19 protein-coding genes are annotated in these 17321 nt (G+C 71.2%); 12 read left to right on the forward strand and 7 right to left on the reverse strand.

From position 1 onward, the window contains the following. Positions 1 to 8: 8 nt before the first annotated feature. Positions 9 to 1037 carry an alpha/beta hydrolase gene (locus tag ACW9J6_RS07810; protein WP_457116051.1) on the reverse strand — a complete coding sequence of 343 codons (1029 nt, stop codon included), beginning with the start codon at positions 1035 to 1037 and terminating at the stop codon, positions 9 to 11. 166 nt (positions 1038 to 1203) lie between these two features. Here ACW9J6_RS07810 and meaB point away from each other — a divergent pair, with 166 nt between their 5' ends. The 3 genes from meaB (at position 1204) to ACW9J6_RS07825 (ending at position 3638) form a co-directional block, all read left to right on the forward strand. Then, positions 1204 to 2184, forward strand: a complete 981-nt coding sequence (meaB, locus tag ACW9J6_RS07815) for a methylmalonyl Co-A mutase-associated GTPase MeaB (protein ID WP_457115890.1) — start codon at positions 1204 to 1206, stop codon at positions 2182 to 2184. Between the two features lie 102 nt (positions 2185 to 2286). Next, the gene (locus ACW9J6_RS07820) at positions 2287 to 2886 is read left to right on the forward strand and encodes a histidine phosphatase family protein (RefSeq protein WP_457115891.1); all 600 of its coding nucleotides are present in this window, start codon (positions 2287 to 2289) and stop codon (positions 2884 to 2886) included. Continuing rightward, positions 2883 to 3638, forward strand: a complete 756-nt coding sequence (locus ACW9J6_RS07825) for a TIGR04290 family methyltransferase (RefSeq protein WP_457115892.1) — start codon at positions 2883 to 2885, stop codon at positions 3636 to 3638. Before ACW9J6_RS07820 ends, ACW9J6_RS07825 begins: the two co-directional genes overlap by 4 nt. A gap of 398 nt (positions 3639 to 4036) precedes the next feature. Here ACW9J6_RS07825 and ureG read toward each other — a convergent pair whose 3' ends face one another. The 6 genes from ureG to ACW9J6_RS07855 all read right to left on the reverse strand — a co-directional run bounded on the left by ureG (position 4037) and on the right by ACW9J6_RS07855 (position 9154). Next, positions 4037 to 4651: an urease accessory protein UreG gene (ureG, locus tag ACW9J6_RS07830; RefSeq protein WP_457115893.1), complete on the reverse strand. Its 615-nt coding sequence runs from the start codon at positions 4649 to 4651 to the stop codon at positions 4037 to 4039. A gap of 118 nt (positions 4652 to 4769) precedes the next feature. Then, positions 4770 to 5072, reverse strand: a complete 303-nt coding sequence (locus ACW9J6_RS07835; RefSeq protein ID WP_457115894.1) for a hypothetical protein — start codon at positions 5070 to 5072, stop codon at positions 4770 to 4772. 1 nt (position 5073) lies between these two features. Then, positions 5074 to 6285 carry a zinc metallochaperone GTPase ZigA gene (gene zigA, locus ACW9J6_RS07840; RefSeq protein WP_457116052.1) on the reverse strand — a complete coding sequence of 404 codons (1212 nt, stop codon included), beginning with the start codon at positions 6283 to 6285 and terminating at the stop codon, positions 5074 to 5076. 76 nt (positions 6286 to 6361) lie between these two features. After that, entirely contained in the window at positions 6362 to 7093 is a 732-nt protein-coding gene (locus ACW9J6_RS07845) for an urease accessory protein UreF (protein ID WP_457115895.1), read from the reverse strand. Continuing rightward, complete coding sequence (locus ACW9J6_RS07850) at positions 7041 to 7535, reverse strand: urease accessory protein UreE (protein ID WP_457115896.1); 495 nt, start codon at positions 7533 to 7535, stop codon at positions 7041 to 7043. The genes ACW9J6_RS07845 and ACW9J6_RS07850 overlap by 53 nt, the downstream gene beginning before the upstream one ends. Positions 7536 to 7888: 353 nt before the next feature. Beyond that, complete coding sequence (locus tag ACW9J6_RS07855; RefSeq protein ID WP_457115897.1) at positions 7889 to 9154, reverse strand: D-amino acid dehydrogenase; 1266 nt, start codon at positions 9152 to 9154, stop codon at positions 7889 to 7891. Positions 9155 to 9296: 142 nt separating this feature from the next. Between ACW9J6_RS07855 and ACW9J6_RS07860 the strand changes: the two genes are divergently transcribed. From ACW9J6_RS07860 to ACW9J6_RS07900, 9 genes are all read left to right on the forward strand, one after another. Further along, complete coding sequence (locus tag ACW9J6_RS07860; RefSeq protein ID WP_457115898.1) at positions 9297 to 9746, forward strand: Lrp/AsnC family transcriptional regulator; 450 nt, start codon at positions 9297 to 9299, stop codon at positions 9744 to 9746. Positions 9747 to 10101: 355 nt separating this feature from the next. Then, positions 10102 to 10998: a LysR family transcriptional regulator gene (locus ACW9J6_RS07865; protein ID WP_457115899.1), complete on the forward strand. Its 897-nt coding sequence runs from the start codon at positions 10102 to 10104 to the stop codon at positions 10996 to 10998. 94 nt (positions 10999 to 11092) lie between these two features. Next, positions 11093 to 11899: a putative hydro-lyase gene (locus ACW9J6_RS07870; protein ID WP_457115900.1), complete on the forward strand. Its 807-nt coding sequence runs from the start codon at positions 11093 to 11095 to the stop codon at positions 11897 to 11899. Positions 11900 to 11934: 35 nt separating this feature from the next. Next, a complete protein-coding gene (locus tag ACW9J6_RS07875; protein ID WP_457115901.1) occupies positions 11935 to 13185 on the forward strand; it encodes an ABC transporter substrate-binding protein in 1251 nt (416 codons plus the stop codon). Between the two features lie 322 nt (positions 13186 to 13507). Next, on the forward strand, positions 13508 to 14386 hold the full coding sequence (locus ACW9J6_RS07880) for a branched-chain amino acid ABC transporter permease (RefSeq protein WP_457115902.1): 879 nt from the start codon (positions 13508 to 13510) through the stop codon (positions 14384 to 14386). Then, complete coding sequence (locus tag ACW9J6_RS07885; RefSeq protein WP_457115903.1) at positions 14386 to 15420, forward strand: branched-chain amino acid ABC transporter permease; 1035 nt, start codon at positions 14386 to 14388, stop codon at positions 15418 to 15420. Before ACW9J6_RS07880 ends, ACW9J6_RS07885 begins: the two co-directional genes overlap by 1 nt. Beyond that, on the forward strand, positions 15417 to 16151 hold the full coding sequence (locus ACW9J6_RS07890) for an ABC transporter ATP-binding protein (protein WP_457115904.1): 735 nt from the start codon (positions 15417 to 15419) through the stop codon (positions 16149 to 16151). Before ACW9J6_RS07885 ends, ACW9J6_RS07890 begins: the two co-directional genes overlap by 4 nt. After that, entirely contained in the window at positions 16144 to 16848 is a 705-nt protein-coding gene (locus ACW9J6_RS07895; RefSeq protein ID WP_457116053.1) for an ABC transporter ATP-binding protein, read from the forward strand. Before ACW9J6_RS07890 ends, ACW9J6_RS07895 begins: the two co-directional genes overlap by 8 nt. A 13-nt stretch (positions 16849 to 16861) precedes the next feature. Further along, positions 16862 to 17206, forward strand: a complete 345-nt coding sequence (locus ACW9J6_RS07900) for an endonuclease domain-containing protein (protein ID WP_457115905.1) — start codon at positions 16862 to 16864, stop codon at positions 17204 to 17206. The last annotated feature ends 115 nt before the right edge of the window (positions 17207 to 17321 follow it).

Consider the following 17321-nt stretch of genomic DNA (forward strand, 5'->3'; position numbering starts at 1 on the left):
GGTGGGGATCAGGCGCCGGTCGTCGACCGGGCGATCGCGCGCTTGACCACCTGCTGCACCTCCGGGTTCGACAGGAACAGGTCGTGGTTGATGAGGCCGCCGCCGTAGCCCGAGGCGTCGGCCACCCGCACGCCGAGCGCTTCGAGCCGGTCCCGGTCGACGGCGCCTGCCCGCGGCACCCCGCCCGCGATGGTGCTCGACAATTCGAGCGCCCGGTCGTGGGTCGAGGAGATCACCGTGATCTTGCCCGCGTCCGGCCCCAGCCGCTCGACGCCCTTGGTGAAGAGGTCGATGTCGATGTCCGGCGCCGCCAGCACCACGGCGCCGATCCGCGCCATCGCCGCCTCGCCCGTATCGGACCGCAGCATGCGCAAGGTCTCGAGGGTCAGGAGCGTGCCCATCGAGTGGGCGACGACGTGGACCCGCCCGCCCGCGACCGGGCCGGCCAGCGCCCGCAGCAGGTCCTCCAGGGCGTCGCGCGACCACAGGGCGCTCTCGCGGTCGTAGCCGTAATCGAAGGTCGAGCCGGCCGAGGGCCAGGTGAACAGGCCCGAGGCGCCGCGGAAGCGGATGCCGTCCGACAGGCGCGCCGCGCTGATCGCGGCCGATTCGAAGGTCTCCCGGTAGCCGTGAACGTAGAGGAGCACGTCGCGGCCGAGCGTCGCCTCCGCGAAGGCGGTCGCGGCGTTGGGGCCGGTCTCGACCCGTGGGGCCGCCGCGATGCCCCAGTCGCCGGTCACGGCGGCCGAGACCTTGCCGATGAGCGAGGTGTCGGGGCCCGAGAGGCGCAGTTCCGCGAAGCTCAGGCCCCGGCCGCGCTCGTCGGTGAAGTAGGGCGCGCGCTTGGGGTCGCCCGCGGGCCGGCGCGTCGTCGCCACGAGCAGGACCGGGCTCACCCCGAGCGCCGATTGCCGCTCCGGGACCGTCTCGCTCACGAGCCCGTCGGTGACGCATCCGCCGAGGGCGGGCGCCGCCAGGGCGATCCCGCCGAGCTGCAGGAGGGCGCGGCGGGTCGGGCGGGGGGACGCTGTCGGGATCGGTCGCACGTTCGGGTCTCCGCGGCCACGCTCTCGGGGCCGGGTCATGACGGGCGATCGTGACCGGGGCGGGGCAGATCCTGCCGCTGAGGCAGAAATCGCGCGCGGGCGGGATCGGCCAAAGGCCGGCCTCGACGCCGGGCCGGCGAGCCGGCAGAAAGCCCGGATGACGCGCGTGCCGGCTCCCGACCTCGACCAGCTCCTGAAGGGCAACCGGGCCGCGCTCGCGCGGGCCATCACCCTGGCGGAATCCAAGCGCCCCGACCACAGGGCCGCCGCCCGCGACCTCCTCGACGCGGCGCTCCCGCATACCGGCCGGGCGGTGCGGGTCGGGATCACGGGCGTGCCGGGCGTCGGCAAGTCGACGACCATCGACGCGCTCGGCGCGAACCTCACCGCGCAGGGCCACCGGGTGGCGGTGCTCGCCGTCGACCCGAGCTCCACCCGCACGGGCGGCTCGATTCTCGGCGACAAGACCCGCATGGGGCGGCTCGCCCAGGATCCCAACGCCTATATCCGGCCCTCGCCCTCCTCGGGCACGCTCGGCGGCGTCGCGGCCAAGACCCGCGAGACGATGCTGCTCTGCGAGGCGGCGGGCTTCGACGTGATCCTGGTCGAGACCGTGGGCGTCGGCCAATCGGAGACCGCGGTCGCCGACCTCACCGACTTCTTCCTGGTTCTGATGCTGCCAGGGGCGGGCGACGAATTGCAGGGCATCAAGAAGGGTATCCTCGAACTCGCCGACCTGATCGCGGTCAACAAGGCCGACGGGGAGGAGGGGATGCGCCGCGCCAAGGCGGCCGCCGCGGAGTACCGGGCGGCCCTCCACATTCTCACCCCGGCGAGCGCCGCCTGGACGCCGCCGGTGGTGACGATCTCGGGCCTCGCCAATCAGGGACTCGACGCGCTCTGGGCCGCGGTGCTCGACCACCGCGCCAAGCTCTCGGCGACGGGCGAACTCGCCGCGCGGCGGCGGGCGCAGGACGTGAAGTGGATGTGGGCCATGGTCCACGAGCGCCTGCACCAGCGCCTCGTCGGCTCCGCCGAGGTGCGCGCCCGGACCGCCGAGGCTGAGCGGGCGGTCGCGGCGGGCGAGCGCTCCGCCGCCGCCGGGGCGGACCTGATCGCCGACCTGATCGGCCTCTGAGGGCGGTTGCCCGCCGGCGGGCATGGCCGCGGCCGGGCGGGCGCCTATCTGCCTCCCCCACTGGCGGGGGGTATTCCGCCGAACCGGGAGGCGGATCCCAGCATGACGACCACGTTCTTCCTCGTGCGGCACGGGGCGCACGGCCACCTCGACCGCACCCTGTGCGGGCGGATGCCGGGCGTCAGCCTCGGCGAGGAGGGGCAGGCCCAGGCCCGCGCCGTCGCCGCGCGGCTGGCGCGCGAGGGACTCGGCGCGGTCTACGCGAGCCCGCTGGAGCGCGCGCAGGAGACCGCCGCGCCGATCGCCGCGGCGGCCGGCCTCGACCTGCGCACCCTGCCGGCCCTCAACGAGATCGACTTCGGCGCGTGGTCGGGGCGCAGCTTCGAGGACCTGCGCGGGGACCCGCGCTGGCGCTATTGGAACTCCGCCCGGCACGTCACCCGGCCGCCCGGCGGTGAGACGATCCTGGAGGCGCAGAGCCGCGTCGTGGCCGCCCTGGAGGAACTGCGCGCCCGCCACGGCGAGGCGCGCCTCGCACTCGTCAGCCACGCGGACATCATCAAGCTCGTTCTCACCTTCGCGCTCGGCCTGCCGCCGGACGCCATGGGCCGCTTCGAGGTCAGCCCCGCCTCCGTGAGCACCGTGGTGCTCGGCGACTGGGGAGCCAAGGTCGAGAGCATCAACGAGAGGGTGTCCGCATGAGCCGGCTCGACGACCTGCGCGCCCGCGCCGCTTCCCTCGGCCCCTGGTTCCACAACATCGAGATCGCGCCGGGCCTGTTCACCGCCCCCGACCACTTCCTCGGGGATTACCCGACCGTGAAGTGGCGCGGCTTCGCGCACGCGATTCCCGCCGACCTCACCGGGGCGAGCGTCCTCGACATCGGCTGCAACGGCGGCTTCTACGCCATCGAGATGAAGCGCCGCGGCGCCGCCCGCGTGGTCGGCCTCGACGAGGATCCGGACTACCTCGCGCAGGCGCGCTTCGCCGCCGAGGCGCTGGGCGCCGCGATCGAGTTCCGGCAGGGCTCCGTCTACGACGTGGCGGCGCTCGGGGAGCGCTTCGACCTCGTCCTGTTCATGGGCGTGCTCTACCACCTGCGCCACCCGCTCCTCGCCCTCGACCTGATCCACGCCCACGTGGCGGCGGATCGGTTGGTCTTCCAGTCGATGCAGCGCGGGGCGAAGACCGTCGCTGCGGTCGCGCCCGACTATGACTTCTTCGAGATGGACCATTTCGACCGGCCGGACTACCCGAAGCTCCACTTCATCGAGCAATCCTACGCGGGCGATCCGACCAACTGGTGGGCGCCCAACCGCGCCTGCACCGAGGCGATGCTGCGCGCCGCGGGCTTCGCGATCGAGAGCCACCCGGAGGAGGAGGTCTATGTCTGCCGCCGGGTCGAGGCGCCCCCCTTCGCGGCTCCGGTCTATCCTGCAAAGCCGGCTAAATAGCCGGCTCAGGACGCGGCGCAGATCCGACTTGCCACCGCGTCGGGGGCGATGATGCGCGCACCCCTCTGTGTTTGATGCGAGATCGGCTGAGCGCTTCTGGCAACCAGAACGCGCCTCATGCTGAGGTGCTGCGGCGATCGAAGATCGCGCGCAGCCTCGAAGCACCCCTGACGGGTGCTCTAAGACAACGGCTGCTTGGACAGACTGGTTCGGGTCGCTTCGAGGCTCCCTTTGGTCGCTCCTCAGCATGGGGAGGCGGACATATGGCCATCAACCGATTCTGATCTTGTCGCTCGGCATCGTATGACTGGACACCGTGTGCTGAGAACTGGCGACATCAGCAGACAACACCTGCCAAGACAGCACCAGTCGAAAGCATCCACATATTCCTTTGCCGGCTATAAACCACCCGCCTCGACCACGAACCGCGCGACCTCCGCCACGCCGTGGCCCTCGCGCAGGCTGGTGAAGACGTAGGGACGGCTGGGGCGCATCCGCTGCGTGTCGGCCTCCATCACGCCGAGATCGGCGCCGACGAGCGGGGCGAGGTCGGTCTTGTTGATGACGAGGAGGTCGGAGCGGGTGATGCCCGGGCCGCCCTTGCGCGGGATCTTCTCGCCGCCCGCCACGTCGATGACGTAGAGCGTGAGGTCGGCGAGTTCGGGCGAGAACGTCGCCGCGAGGTTGTCGCCGCCCGACTCGATCAGGATCAGGTCGAGCGTGGGGAAGCGGCGGCGCATCTCGGCCACGGCCGCGAGGTTGATCGAGGCGTCCTCGCGGATCGCCGTGTGCGGGCAGCCGCCGGTCTCGACGCCCATGATCCGCTCCTCCGGCAGCGCGCCCGCCACGGTGAGGAGCCGCGCATCCTCCTTGGTGTAGATGTCGTTGGTGATGGCACAGAGGTCGTAGCGGTCTCGCAGGGCCTTGCAGAGCCCCTCCATCAGGGCGGTCTTGCCCGACCCGACCGGGCCGCCGATGCCGACCCGCAGCGGGCCGTGGTGAGGTGTCGTCATGCTGCCGCGCCTGCCCCATGGGAGCGTGAGGATGGGCCCCGGCGCCCGTCGCGGGTCCGGGGATCCCTGCGAGCCTGACACCGCCCCGGCGGAACGGCAACGCCGCAGCGCCGAGGCGTTAGGGAAGGGACGCGGCCCGGCGCAGGGCCTCCTCGGCGCAGAGGGCGGCGATGTCCGCCTCGTCGATCTCCGCCAGGGGCCGCGGGACGCGGACCGCCCGGCTGCGCTCGCCCTCCCGCATCACCAGCACCACGGTCTCCACCTCGGGGCAGCCGGGATCCGCGCAGGCGAGTTCGCTCACGCTCAAGGCGTCGTCGGGGCCGAGGGCGAGGCTCGGCGCGAGCCGGGCCTTGAGAGCGGCGATCCGTCCGGCATTGGCGGCAGCCCGCTCCCGCCACGCCCGCAGGGAAACGGCGCCCATCTCAGGCCGCCGTCCAGGCCGGGAACGGGTCGGGCAGGTGCCGGTAGGCCTGCGGCTGGAACCGGGTCGCCGCGGCCGGGCCGACCAGGCAGGCATCGAGGGCCGCCCGGATCGCCGCCTCGTCGAGGTCCATGCCGATGAACACGAGTTCCTGGCGCCGGTCCCCCCAGACCGGGCTCCAGTGCCGCTCCAGGAGGCGGCGCCAGTCCGGATGGTCGGGCCAGTGGTCGCGCGGGATCGCCGCCCACCAGCGCCCCATCAGCCCCGTGCGGGAGATCGCCCCGGCGAGGGAGAAGTCCCCCACGAAATCGGGCCGCGTCGCGAGCCAGAAATGGCCCTTGGCGCGGATCAGCCCGGGCCAGGTCCGGCCCAGGACATCGTTGAACCGCTCCGGGTGGAACGGGCGGCGCGCCCGGTAGACGAAGCAGCCGATGCCGTATTCCTCGGTCTCGGGCCGGTGCTCCTCGGGGGCGTAGAGTTCCTTGAACCAGAGCGGATGCCGCTCGGCCCGCTCCTCGCTGAACAGCCCCGTGTCGAGGACCGCGTCGAGGGGCACGCGCCCGTGCTGGGCCGTGAGGATGCGGGCGTCCCCGTTGAGCCCGCGCACCACCGCCAGCACCTCGGCGAGGCGCTGGTCGTCGACGTCCTCCGCCTTGTTGACCACCACCACGTCCGCGAACTCGATCTGCTCGACGAGGAGATCGACGAGGGTGCGGGCGTCCTCGGGGCCGGCGGTCTCGCCCCGCTCGTGCAGGAACGCGTCCGAGTCGTAATCGGCGAGCAGGTTCACCGCGTCCACGACCGTGACCATCGTGTCGAGGCGCGCGACGTCCGAGAGGCTCGCGCCGGACTCGTCGCGGAACGCGAAGGTGCTGGCCACCGGCAGCGGCTCCGAAATGCCGGTGCTCTCGATCAGGAGCTTGTCGAAGCGCCCCTCCTCGGCGAGGCGCCGCACCTCGTGCAGGAGGTCGTCGCGCAGCGTGCAGCAGATGCAGCCGTTGGTCATTTCCACCAGCGTTTCCTGCGTGCGCGACAGGTCGGCGCCGCCCCGCACGAGCGCGGCGTCGATGTTCACCTCGCTCATGTCGTTGACGATGACGGCGACGCGGCGACCGTCGCGGTTGTTGAGCACGTGGTTCAGGAGGGTGGTCTTTCCGGCGCCGAGGAAGCCGGACAGGACGGTGACGGGGAGGCGGCGGGAGGTCTGTGCGATCACGGACATAACGTTATAATGTTGCATCTACCCCATCAGGCGACAGCCGCGCCCCGCTGTCAAGATCGCGCCGGGGTCACGACCGGAAGATGCGGCTGTACTGGGTCTCGTGCCGGAAGCTGCCCAGGTCGAGACGGACGCTCGCCGCCCCGATCGCATCGAGGGGCGCGACCACGGCCTCGCGGGCGACCTGCGCCACCAGCGGACTGAGCGCCGCGACCACCCGGGTGCCGGCGCTCTGGCCCACGGGCGCCAGCCGCAGCGCCGCCGAGACGAGGTTCTGCAGGACGGCGCTCAGATAGGCGGTGACGAGGGTGGGACGGGCGATCCCGTGCGCGCCGGCCGCGAGTCCCACCGCCACCGGGTAGGCGACCGGACCGTCGAGGCGATCCGCCACCGCCGCGAGGGCCGGCGCAGGCCAGGCCGCGCCAGTCGCGTCCAGGAAGGAGCGGCCCTGCTGGCTGGTCTCCAGGTGCAGTTCCCGCGAGGGCGCGAGCGCCAGGGCGAAGTCGTTGAGGGAGACGGCCGCGTCCGAATCGGCCGCTTCGCCCGCCGCGTGGGCGTGGGCGGCGAGGATCGCGTCGTTGCGGGCGGCCCCGTGCGCCAGAACGTCCGCGAGCCATTCCCGAAGGGTCGCCTCATCGCGCACGTCGCCGGATTCCGCCGCCCATTCGAGTCCGTGCGAGTAGGCGTAGGCGCCGACCGGGTAGCCGGGCGAGAGCCAGGCCAGCAGCAGCAGCGCGTCCCGCGCCGCCTCAGCCATGGGAATGGCCGTGATGGTCGTGCGCGTGGGAATGGCCGCCCGCATAGGCGCCGCCCTCGGGCCGGAAGGGGCGAAGGACCGGGACCGCCGTACCGCCGAGCCCCTCGACCATCGCGGCGAGGACGTGGTCCTCGGCGATCCAGACCGCCTCAACGCCGATCTCGGCCGGGATATGGCGGTTGCCGATGTGCCAGATCAGCCGCTTGAGGGCGCGGTCGTCGGGCGCGCGGATCTCCAGCAGCCGCTCCGGGGCCGCCTCGACCCAGACGAGGCGCCCGTCCTCCAGCCGCAGCGCGTCGCCGTCCTCCAGCACCACCGGCTCGGGCAGGTCGAGCAGGAAGGCGAGGCCGCCGAGGCCGCGCAGGGCGACGCGGCGCCGGTGCCGGTCGCCGTGATCGAGGACGATGCGGTCGATGATCTCGCCGGAGGTCAGGGCGTCGCGGCGCACGACGCGGGTGGCGCGGGGAAGGGGAGCGGGGGCGGGCAAGGCGGATCCTGTGGCGTCGAACGCCCGGCCCGTCCTCCGGAGGATGCGGGAAGCCCTCTCCGACGCGGCCGACGTCGCGACGCGGAGCGCGGGATCCCCACTTCCGTGTGGGAGAGGGGTAGGGGTGAGGGTGGCTCGGGTTCAGCAAGGAGGCTGAACCGTGCCGCTGGCAGCTCGACCTCCGGCGTTCGATCCGGAGGCCGAGCCACCCTCACCCCTGACCCCTCTCCCACCCGGGAGAGGGGAATCGCGCCCCACCTCGCGGCGTCGACGCCACCGGGAACAGGATTCCCGCGCCGTTCCGTCGGCGCGAGCCGGGCGGGATCCCTATACCAAGTTTCGTGCCCGGCGCGTCAGGCCGCCAGGCGGTAGCGCGATTCCGCCAGATCCTCGTGCGCGATCTCGGGGGCGCGGCCTGTCATGAGGTCGGCGAGCACGCGCCCGGAGCCGCAGGCCATGGTCCAGCCGAGCGTGCCGTGGCCGGTATTGGTGAAGAGGTTGCCGTAGGCGGTCGCGCCGACGATCGGCGTGCCGTCCGGGGTCATCGGGCGCAGGCCGGTCCAGAACGTGGCCTGCGAGGCGTCGCCCCCCGCCGGGAACAGGTCGCCCAGCGAGCGCTCGAGCGTCGCGCGCCGCGGCGCCCGCAGGGCGTGGCTGAAGCCCGCGAGCTCCGCCGTGCCGCCGACCCGGATGCGATCGCCGAGCCGGGTGATCGCCACCTTGTAGGTCTCGTCCATCACGGTCGAGACCGGGGCGAAGCGCGCGTCCGTGACTGGCAGGGTCAGGGAGTAGCCCTTGACCGGGTAGACCGGGAGCGAGAGGCCGAGGGGGCGCAGCAGGGCCGGCGTGTAGCTGCCCATGGCCGCCACGTAGGCATCGGCCGTGAGCACCTCGCCGGTGCCGGTCTCGACGCCGGTGATCCGTCCGCCTTCGTGGCGCAGGCCCGCGATGCTCACGCCGAAGCGGAAGCTCACGCCGCGCCGGGCGCAGAGGGCGGCGAGGCGCTGGGTGAAGAGATGCGCGTCGCCGGTCTCGTCGCCCGGCAGCCGCAGGCCGCCGACGAACAGGCCCTTCACGCGGTCGAGCGCCGGCTCGGCCGCGATGCAGCCCGCCGGGTCGAGCAGCTCGTAGGCGACGCCGTATTCGTCGAGCACGCCCGTATCCTCGCCGACATGGTCGAGCTGCTTCTGCGTGCGGAAGAGCTGGAGCGTCCCCTTCTCCCGGTGGTCGTAGGTGAGGCCGGTCTCGGCGCGCAGGTCCCGCAGGGCGTCGCGGCTGAACTCCGCGAGGCGGACCATGCGGCCCTTGTTGCGGCGATAGGCGTCCTCGGTGCAGTTCGCCAGCATCCGGGCGAGCCAGCCGTAGAGGCGCGGCTCCGGGCGCGGCCACAGCACCAGCGGCCGGTGGCGCATCATCAGCCACTTCATGGCCTTGAGCGGGATGCCGGGAGCGGCCCAGGGGGAGGAATAGCCCGGCGAGACCTGCCCCGCATTGGCGAAGCTCGTCTCCAGCCCGGCCCCCGGCTGCCGGTCGACCACCGTGACCTCGTGCCCCGCCTTGGCGAGGTAATAGGCCGAGGTCACGCCCACAACGCCACCACCCAGCACGAGAACGCGCATCGCATGGCCCCCAACGGTCAGAAGAAGCTGATGGGGTTCAGTCTCGCGCAAGGATCGTCGAATGTCCCTCCTGACAGGCGCAGGATCTGCGATAAGATCGGAGCAGACGGAATTTTCGTGCGCCCGATGCAAGGATCTGCCGATGGTGCGGGACGAGACCGACGCGCGCATTCTGCGGGTGCTGCGGGGCGATGGGCGGATCAGCAACCACGACCTCGCCGCCCAGGTGGGATTGTCGCCCTCCGCGACCCTGCGGCGGCTGCGGCTCCTCGAGCGCAGCGGCGTGATCCGCGGCTACACGGCGCTGATCGACGAGGCGGACGGCGCCGCGCCCCTCGTGGTGCTGACCCAGATCACTCTCGACCGGCAGACGGAGGAGTTCCTCAACCGCTTCGAGTCGGCGGTGCGCCGCTGCCCGGAGGTGCGCGAGTGCTACCTGATGACCGGCACCGCCGACTACCAGATGCGCATCGAGGTCCGCGACCCGGGCGACTACGAGCGCCTGCACAAGGAGGTGCTGTCGCGCCTGCCCGGGGTCGCGCGCATCCAGTCGAGCTTCGCGATCCGGACCGTCGTGCGTGGGCACGGGTAGGTGGATGCCGGCTGTTCAGCCCATCAGCTTGGTACCTGTTTCAACCCATCTCCCCCCTTTTTCCGGGCGCGTGCAGCGTCAGCGGAATGCGACTCGGAAACCAACACAAGAAGACGCGAAGCGGCTGCTTTTCACCGTCGGTGCTGGCGTTCGGAGCCGCTTCGCGGCGAGTCTCTTGCTGGTTTCCGGATCTCCTTCCGCTGGCGCTGCAGGCGTCCGGAAAAGGGGGATGCGATCGAAGCGACCTGCTCGCGGCTGCTCCCGCGGAGCCCGGCGCAATGAACGACGCACCCATACTGGCGCGCGGTACGCTCCTTGCTGCAAGATCCCGCGGCGTGGCGTGCGGAACGGGATCATGGTCGACCTCAGGAGCCTCGAAGTCTTCTATTGGACGGCCACGCTATGCAGCTTCCGGCAGGCGGCCGAGCGCATGCACACGACGCAGCCCGCGGTCTCGCAACGCATCGCGGCCCTGGAGGAGGAGTTCGGCGTCAAGCTGTTCGAGCGGCGGGCGCGGGCGGTCTGCCTCACCGCCAAGGGCCGCGACCTCCTCGTCTACGCGGAGCGCTTCCTGCGCCTGCGCACCGAGATGATGAGCGACATCGCCGGGCCCGGCAGCATGAAGGGGGTGCTGCGGCTCGGCGTCTCCGAGACCATCGTGCATACGTGGCTGATGCGCTTCATCGAGGCGATGCGGCAGACCTATCCGGGCGTCACCGTCGACCTCTCGGTCGACATCTCCCCGAACATGCGCGACGCGCTGCTCAGCCGCGACCTCGACCTCGCCTTCCTGGTCGGGCCGATCACGATGCCGAGCCTCGTGAACCTGCCGCTCTGCCACTACCCGGTGGCGTGGATCGCGGCGCCCCGGCTCGACCTCGGCGAGGGCGACGAGGTCGCGCTCACCGACCTTCTGCGCCACCCGATCATCACCTACCCGAAGAACACCAATCCCTACGCGCAGGTCCACGACCTCCTGGCGCGTTCGAACCTGCCGCCGCCGCGCATCTACGGGAACGCTTCGCTCTCCACGATCGTCCGCATGACGCTCGAAGGGATCGGCGTCTGCGTGATCCCGCCCGAGATCGTCGGCCGCGAGATCGAGACCGGGCAATTGCGCATCCTCAACACGCCCATCCAACTGCCCGATATCGGCTTCACGGCCACCTACGCCAACACGCCCGATTGCGGGCTCGCCGCCCCCGCCGCGCGCCTCGCCTGCGCGGTCGCGGCCGGACCCTCTCTTCAATAAGGACAGCTTATCGTTCCCGATGCGAAATCACGATTGGCGCTTAAGCGCACAGGATGTGACCATGCCGCATTCCTGGGCAAAGGGAGCGCCGAGCATGGTCCACGAAACCTCGTCCGACCGGGCCCGCATGACGGGCCACGCGGCGCGGCTTGCCTGCCGCAGCGGGGTGATCGCCGGCAGCACGGCCGGGATCGCCCACGGCTACGTTCAGGGCAACCTCGCGGTGCTGCCCAAGGACCTCGCCGCCGACTTCCTGCTCTTCGCGCAGCGCAACCCGAAGCCCTGCCCGATCATCGGCGTCTCGGCTCCCGGCGAGCGCAGCATCCCGGAACTGGGGGCGGATCTCGATATCGCCACCGACATCCCCGGCTACCGGGTCTGGCGGCACGGCGAGCTGGTCGAGGAGCGCCACGACGTGGCGGATCTCTGGCGCGACGACCTCGTGGCCTTCGTGATCGGCTGCTCCTTCTCGTTCGAGGCCGCGATGGTCGAGGACGGCCTGCCGCTGCGCCACGTCGAGATGGGCGTGCGGGTACCGATGTACCGCACCAGCATCCCGTGCCTGCCGGCCGGCCCCTTCGCCGGGCCGATGGTCGTCTCGATGCGCCCGCTCAAGCCCGCGCAGGCGATCCGGGCGGTGCAGATCACCTCGCGCTTCCCCGCCGTCCATGGGGCGCCGGTCCATCTCGGCCTGCCCGACGCGATCGGCATCCGCGACCTCGGCGCGCCCGATTACGGCGACGCGGTCCGGATCGAGGCGGACGAGATCCCGGTCTTCTGGGCCTGCGGCGTCACCCCGCAATCGGTGATCGCCGCCTCGAAGCCCGCCTTCGCGATCACCCACGCGCCGGGTGCCATGCTGATCACCGACCGCCGCAACAGCGAATTCGCGGTGCTCTGACACCCCCCCTCACGCTTCACCCTGGAGGCACGCGCATGATTCGTCGTCGGGACTTGCTGATCGGGGGCGCCGGCGCCCTCGCGCTCTCGGGGCTCGGCGCGGCGCCCGCCCGCGCCGCGGACGAGGTCGTCGTCGGCGTGCTCTACGCCATGTCGGGGGCGAGCGCGCAGGTCGGGGTCGATGCCCGCCACGCCATCGAGACCGCCCTCGACATCGTCAACCAGAGCCACGACCTCGACCTGCCGCTGGCCAAGGGCACCGGGTTGCCGGGCCTCGGCGGGGCCAAGATCCGCCTCGTCTTCGCCGACCACCAGGCCGACCCGCAGAAGGGCCGCGCCGAGGCCGAGCGCCTGATCACCCAGGACAAGGTCGCGGCGCTGATCGGCTGCTACCAATCGGCGGTTTCGGCCACGGTGAGCGCCACGGCCGAGCGCTACGGCGTGCCCTTCGTCTGCGCGGATTCCTCCTCGCCGAGCCTGCACCGGCGCAACCTCAAGTACTTTTTCCGCCCGGCCGCCCACGACGAGATGTTCTCGGCCGCGATGTTCGATTTCCTCGACGCGATGCGCAAGAAGGGCCAGACGATCGGATCGGTCGCGCTGTTCTTCGAGGACACGATCTACGGCATCGATTCCTCGACGGTGCAGCGCAAGCTGGCGGCCGAGCGCGGCTACAAGGTGGTCGCGGACGTGAAGTACAAGACCAACTCGCCCTCGCTGACCGCCGAGGTGCAGCAGCTCAAGACCGCCAACGCCGACGTGCTGCTGCCGACCTGCTACACGACGGACGCGATCCTGCTGACCAAGACCATGGCGGAACTCGGCTACAAGCCGAAGAGCATGATCGCGCAGGCGGCGGGCTTCGCCGAGAAGGTCACCTTCGACACGGTGGGCGACAAGCTCCAGGGCCTGATCTCGCGGGGCAGCTTCTCCCTCGACCTCGCGGCCAAGCGGCCCTCGGTCGGGGCGGTGAACGATCTTTACAAGGCGCGGGCGAACCGCGACCTCAACGACAATTCCTCCCGGCAATTCATGGCGCTGATGGTGCTGGCGGACGCGCTCAACCGCGCCGGCGCGGTCGACGGCCAGAAGATCCGGGCGGCGCTCGCGGCCACCGACATTCCGGGCGCGCAGACGATCATGCCCTGGAAGCGCGTCGCCTTCGGGCCGGACGGACAGAACCCGGACGCCGATCCGGTGCTGCTGCAATGGGTGGGCTCGACGTTCGTGACGGTGTTCCCGGAGCAGGCGGCGGTGGCGCCGGCCGTGTGGCCGATGAACGCGTGATGTAACCTTAAGAGAGGTGGCGCGGGATCCCCTCTCCCGGGTGGGAGAGGGGTATGGGGATCGAAGATCCCACGTGAGGGACGGACGCGTCAGCAAGCAGACCGAACCGTCGAGCTGCCAGCGGCGCGCTTCAGGATACTTGCTGAAGCCGAGCCACCCTCACGCGGGATCTTCGATCCCCTGGCCCCTCTCCCACTCGGGAGAGGGGAAGCGCGTGCCTTCGTCGATCGTGATGAGTGCGGCGGCGTGTGACGGCGATCGCCCGCACGGGAGTGGAAATCCCCGCGGCCTCCACCCGCCCCTCCAGCCCCCGGAGTCCCCCATGACCACCCAAGCGCTGGCCCAGGTGCTGGCGAGCGGCCTGCTGATGGGGCTGATCTACGCCCTGATCGCGGTCGGCCTGTCGCTGATCTTCGGCCTGATGGACGTGGTGAACTTCGCCCATGGCGAGTTCCTGATGCTCGCCATGTACGCGACCTTCGGGCTCGTGCTCGCCACGCATCTCGATCCGATCGTCCTGATGCCGCTCGTCGCCGCGCTCCTCTTCGTGCTCGGCGCCGCCGCCTATCTCGGGGTCGTGCGCTTCGCCATGCGGGCCAAGACCAACCAGGGCATGGTGCAGATCTTCGCGACCTTCGGCCTCGCGATCCTGCTCCAGGGCGCCGCCCAGTACCTGTTCACGCCCGACTACCGCAACGTGCAGAACACGTGGCTCGGCGGGCGCACCCTCGACCTCGGCGGCGTCTTCCTGCCCTGGCCGCAGATCTTCGGAGCCGCCGTGTCGCTCGCGGCCTTCGGCGGCCTGCACCTGTTGATGAGCCGCACCGATTTCGGCCGCGCGCTCGAGGCCACCCGCGAGGACCAGGGCGCCGTCGCGCTCGTGGGCATCGACCGCAACCGGGTCTTTGCGCTGGGCTGGGGCCTCGGCGGCGCGCTCGTTGGGCTCGCCGGGGCGGTGCTGGCGGTGTTCTACTACATCCACCCGCAGGTCGGGGCGAGCTTCGCGCTCATCGCCTACGTCACGGTGGCGCTCGGCGGCTTCGGCAGCGTCCTGGGCGCCCTCGTCGCCGGCATCGTGGTCGGCCTCGTCGAGGCCTTCACGGCCGTGATCCTGCCGCCGGCCCTCAAATCGGTCGGCGTCTACGCCCTCTACCTCGCCGTCGTCTTCGTGCGCCCGCAGGGCCTGTTCGGGAGGCTGTGATGACCTCGACCACGCTGCCCGCCCGCGCCGCGCCCGCCCCGGCCCTGACCGGCCACGCCGCCAAGCGCCGCCGCACCCTCCTCGTCGGCCTCCTGGTCTTCGCCGGGCTCGCCGCTTTGCCCTACGGGATCGGCGACGTCTACCTGCAGAACGTCCTGATCCTCACCCTGATGTACGCTGCGCTCGCCCAGAGCTGGAACATCCTCGGGGGCTATTGCGGGCAGATCTCGCTGGGTCATGCGCTGTATTTCGGCATCGGCGCCTATGTCACCAGCGTGCTGTTCGTGACCTACGGCGTCCTGCCCTGGGCCGGGATGCTGGCGGGCGGCGTCGCCTCGGCCGCGGTGGCGCTCCTCCTCGGCTATCCGTGCTTCCGCCTCGCCGGCCACTACTTCTCGATCGCCACCATCGTGATCGCGGAGATCGGCCTGCTGCTGGTCCACAACTGGGACTTCGTCGGCGGCGCCATGGGCATCCAGTGGCCCTTCAACCCGGATTCCTGGTGGACCCTGCAATTCGCCCGGGATAAGATCCCGTACGTCCATTTCGCGGTCGGGCTCCTCGCGGCGGTCTGGCTCGCCACCTACCTGATCGCCGAATCCCGCTGGGGCTACTGGTGGCGGGCGGTGAAGGACGATGCCGAGGCCGCCCGCAGCCTCGGGGTCGAGGTCTTTCGCTCCAAGATGGCGGCGGCCGCGCTCTCGGCCTTCTTCACGGCGATCGGCGGCGGCTTCTACGCGGCCTACGTGTCCTACATCGATCCCGAGAGCGTGATGAGCTTCCGCTTCTCGCTGCTCTTCGCGCTGCCCGCGGTGCTCGGCGGCATCGGCACCCTCTGGGGACCCCTCGTCGGGGCGGCGATCCTGATTCCGCTCACCGAGATCAGCCGCTCCTATCTCGGCGGCTCCGGCAACGGCCTCGACCTCATCCTGTACGGGGCCCTCATCATGGCGGTGGCGCTCGCCCGGCCGGAGGGCGTGCTCAGCCTGTTCCGCCGCACGAGGAGCACCCGCAACCAGGAGGCGACGCCGTGATCGCGGATCCGATCCTCACCGTCGACCACGTCACCCTGCGCTTCGGCGGGCTCGTCGCCAACGACGACGTCTCGCTGGATGTCCGGCGCGGCGAGATCCTCGGCCTGATCGGCCCGAACGGGGCCGGCAAGTCGACGTTGTTCAACCTGATCTCGGGGGCCTATCGGCCGACGAGCGGGCGCATCCTGCTGGAGGGCCGCGACATCACCGGCCTCGCGGCGCCCGAGCGCTGCCGGGCGGGGATCGCCCGCACCTTCCAGGTGCCCCGCTCCTTCGACTCGATGAACGTGGTCGAGAACGTGATCGTCGGCAGCCTCGTGCGCCATGCCCGCGCGGGGGAGGCCCGGCAGGCGGCGCTCGCCACCCTCGACGCGGTCGGCCTCGCCCACCGGGCCGAGGCGGTGGCCGGCGAACTCACGCCCCCCGAGAAGCGCCGGCTCGAAGTCGCGCGGGCGCTCGCCACCGAGCCCCGGCTCCTCCTCCTCGACGAGGTGCTGACGGGCCTCACCCCGAGCGAGGCCAAGGCCGGGGTGGAGCTCATCCGCCGCGTCGCCGAGCGCGGCGTCACCGTGATCATGGTCGAGCACGTGATGGAGGTGGTGATGCCCCTCGTCGACCGGGCGGTGGTTCTCCACCTCGGCCGGGTGCTGGCGGAGGGACCGCCGCAGGCGGTGGTCCGCGACGAGGCCGTGATCGGCGCCTATCTGGGGGACCGCCACCGTGCTGCTTGAGGTCCGCTCCCTCTCGACCGCCTATCAGGGCCTGCTCGCCATCCAGGACGTGTCGCTGGAGGTCGCCCCGGGCGAGATCGTCGTCGTGGCGGGCGCGAACGGCGCCGGCAAGTCGACGCTGCTGAAATCCATCGCCGGGATGGAGCGTCCCCGCTCCGGCGAGGTCGTGTTCGACGGCGCCCGCATCGACGGTCTGGCCGGCCACCTGATCACGGCCCGGGGCATCGCCTACGTGCCGGAGAACAAGCGCCTGTTCCCGCGCCTGTCGGTGGCCGACAACCTGCGCCTCGGCCGCTACCTCTACCGGGGCCAGCCGGACGCGGACGGACCGCTGGAGCGGGTCTTCGCGCTGTTTCCCCGCCTCAAGGAGCGGCTGCCGCAGCGGGCCGGCACCCTGTCGGGGGGCGAGCAGCAGATGCTGGCGATCGGGCGCGCCCTGATGACCCGGCCGCGGCTCCTGATGCTCGACGAGCCCTCGCAGGGGATCATGCCCAAGCTCGTGGACGAGATTTTTTCCGCCATCGAGACGATCCGCGCGGACGGGATGACGATCCTGCTGGTGGAGCAGCGCCTCGCCGAGTCCCTCGCCATCGCGGATCGCGCCTACGTGCTGCAGACGGGACGGCTGCTCCTCTCGGGCCCGGCCGCCACCCTGCGCGATGACCCGGAGGTGCGGCGGGCGTATCTGGGGATGTGAGGGGAGGGCGGATATGCCGAGCGAGCCTCGCCGCTTCGCGCGTGAGCTTCGGCAGCGTTCAACCTCCGCGGAGGAGCTGCTGTGGCAAGCTCTACGCGGTCGGCGGGTCCGAGGGCTGAAGGTCAAGCGACAGGTGCCGGTGCCGCCGTACACGGTGGATTTTCTCTGCACCGAGCATCGGCTGGTCGTCGAACTCGACGGCCGGCAGCACGGTTGGCAGGACACCTACGACGCGAAACGGACGGAAGAGATCGAGCGATGCGGCTACGCGGTGCTGCGGTTCCGCAACGAGGAGGTTCTGACGGACCTCGACATGGTCCTAAACCGCATCGCCGAAGCCGCCGGCCTGAATTCATAAAGCGCGGGGAACCCCTCTCCCGTGCGGGAGAGGGGCAGGGGTGAGGGTCCCGGACCGTGCCGCAAACGAGCTGAACGGTGGTGCTGGCAGCGGGACGCTTCAGTCTTCTTGCTGA

Source organism: Methylobacterium sp. JK268, assembly GCF_054052225.1.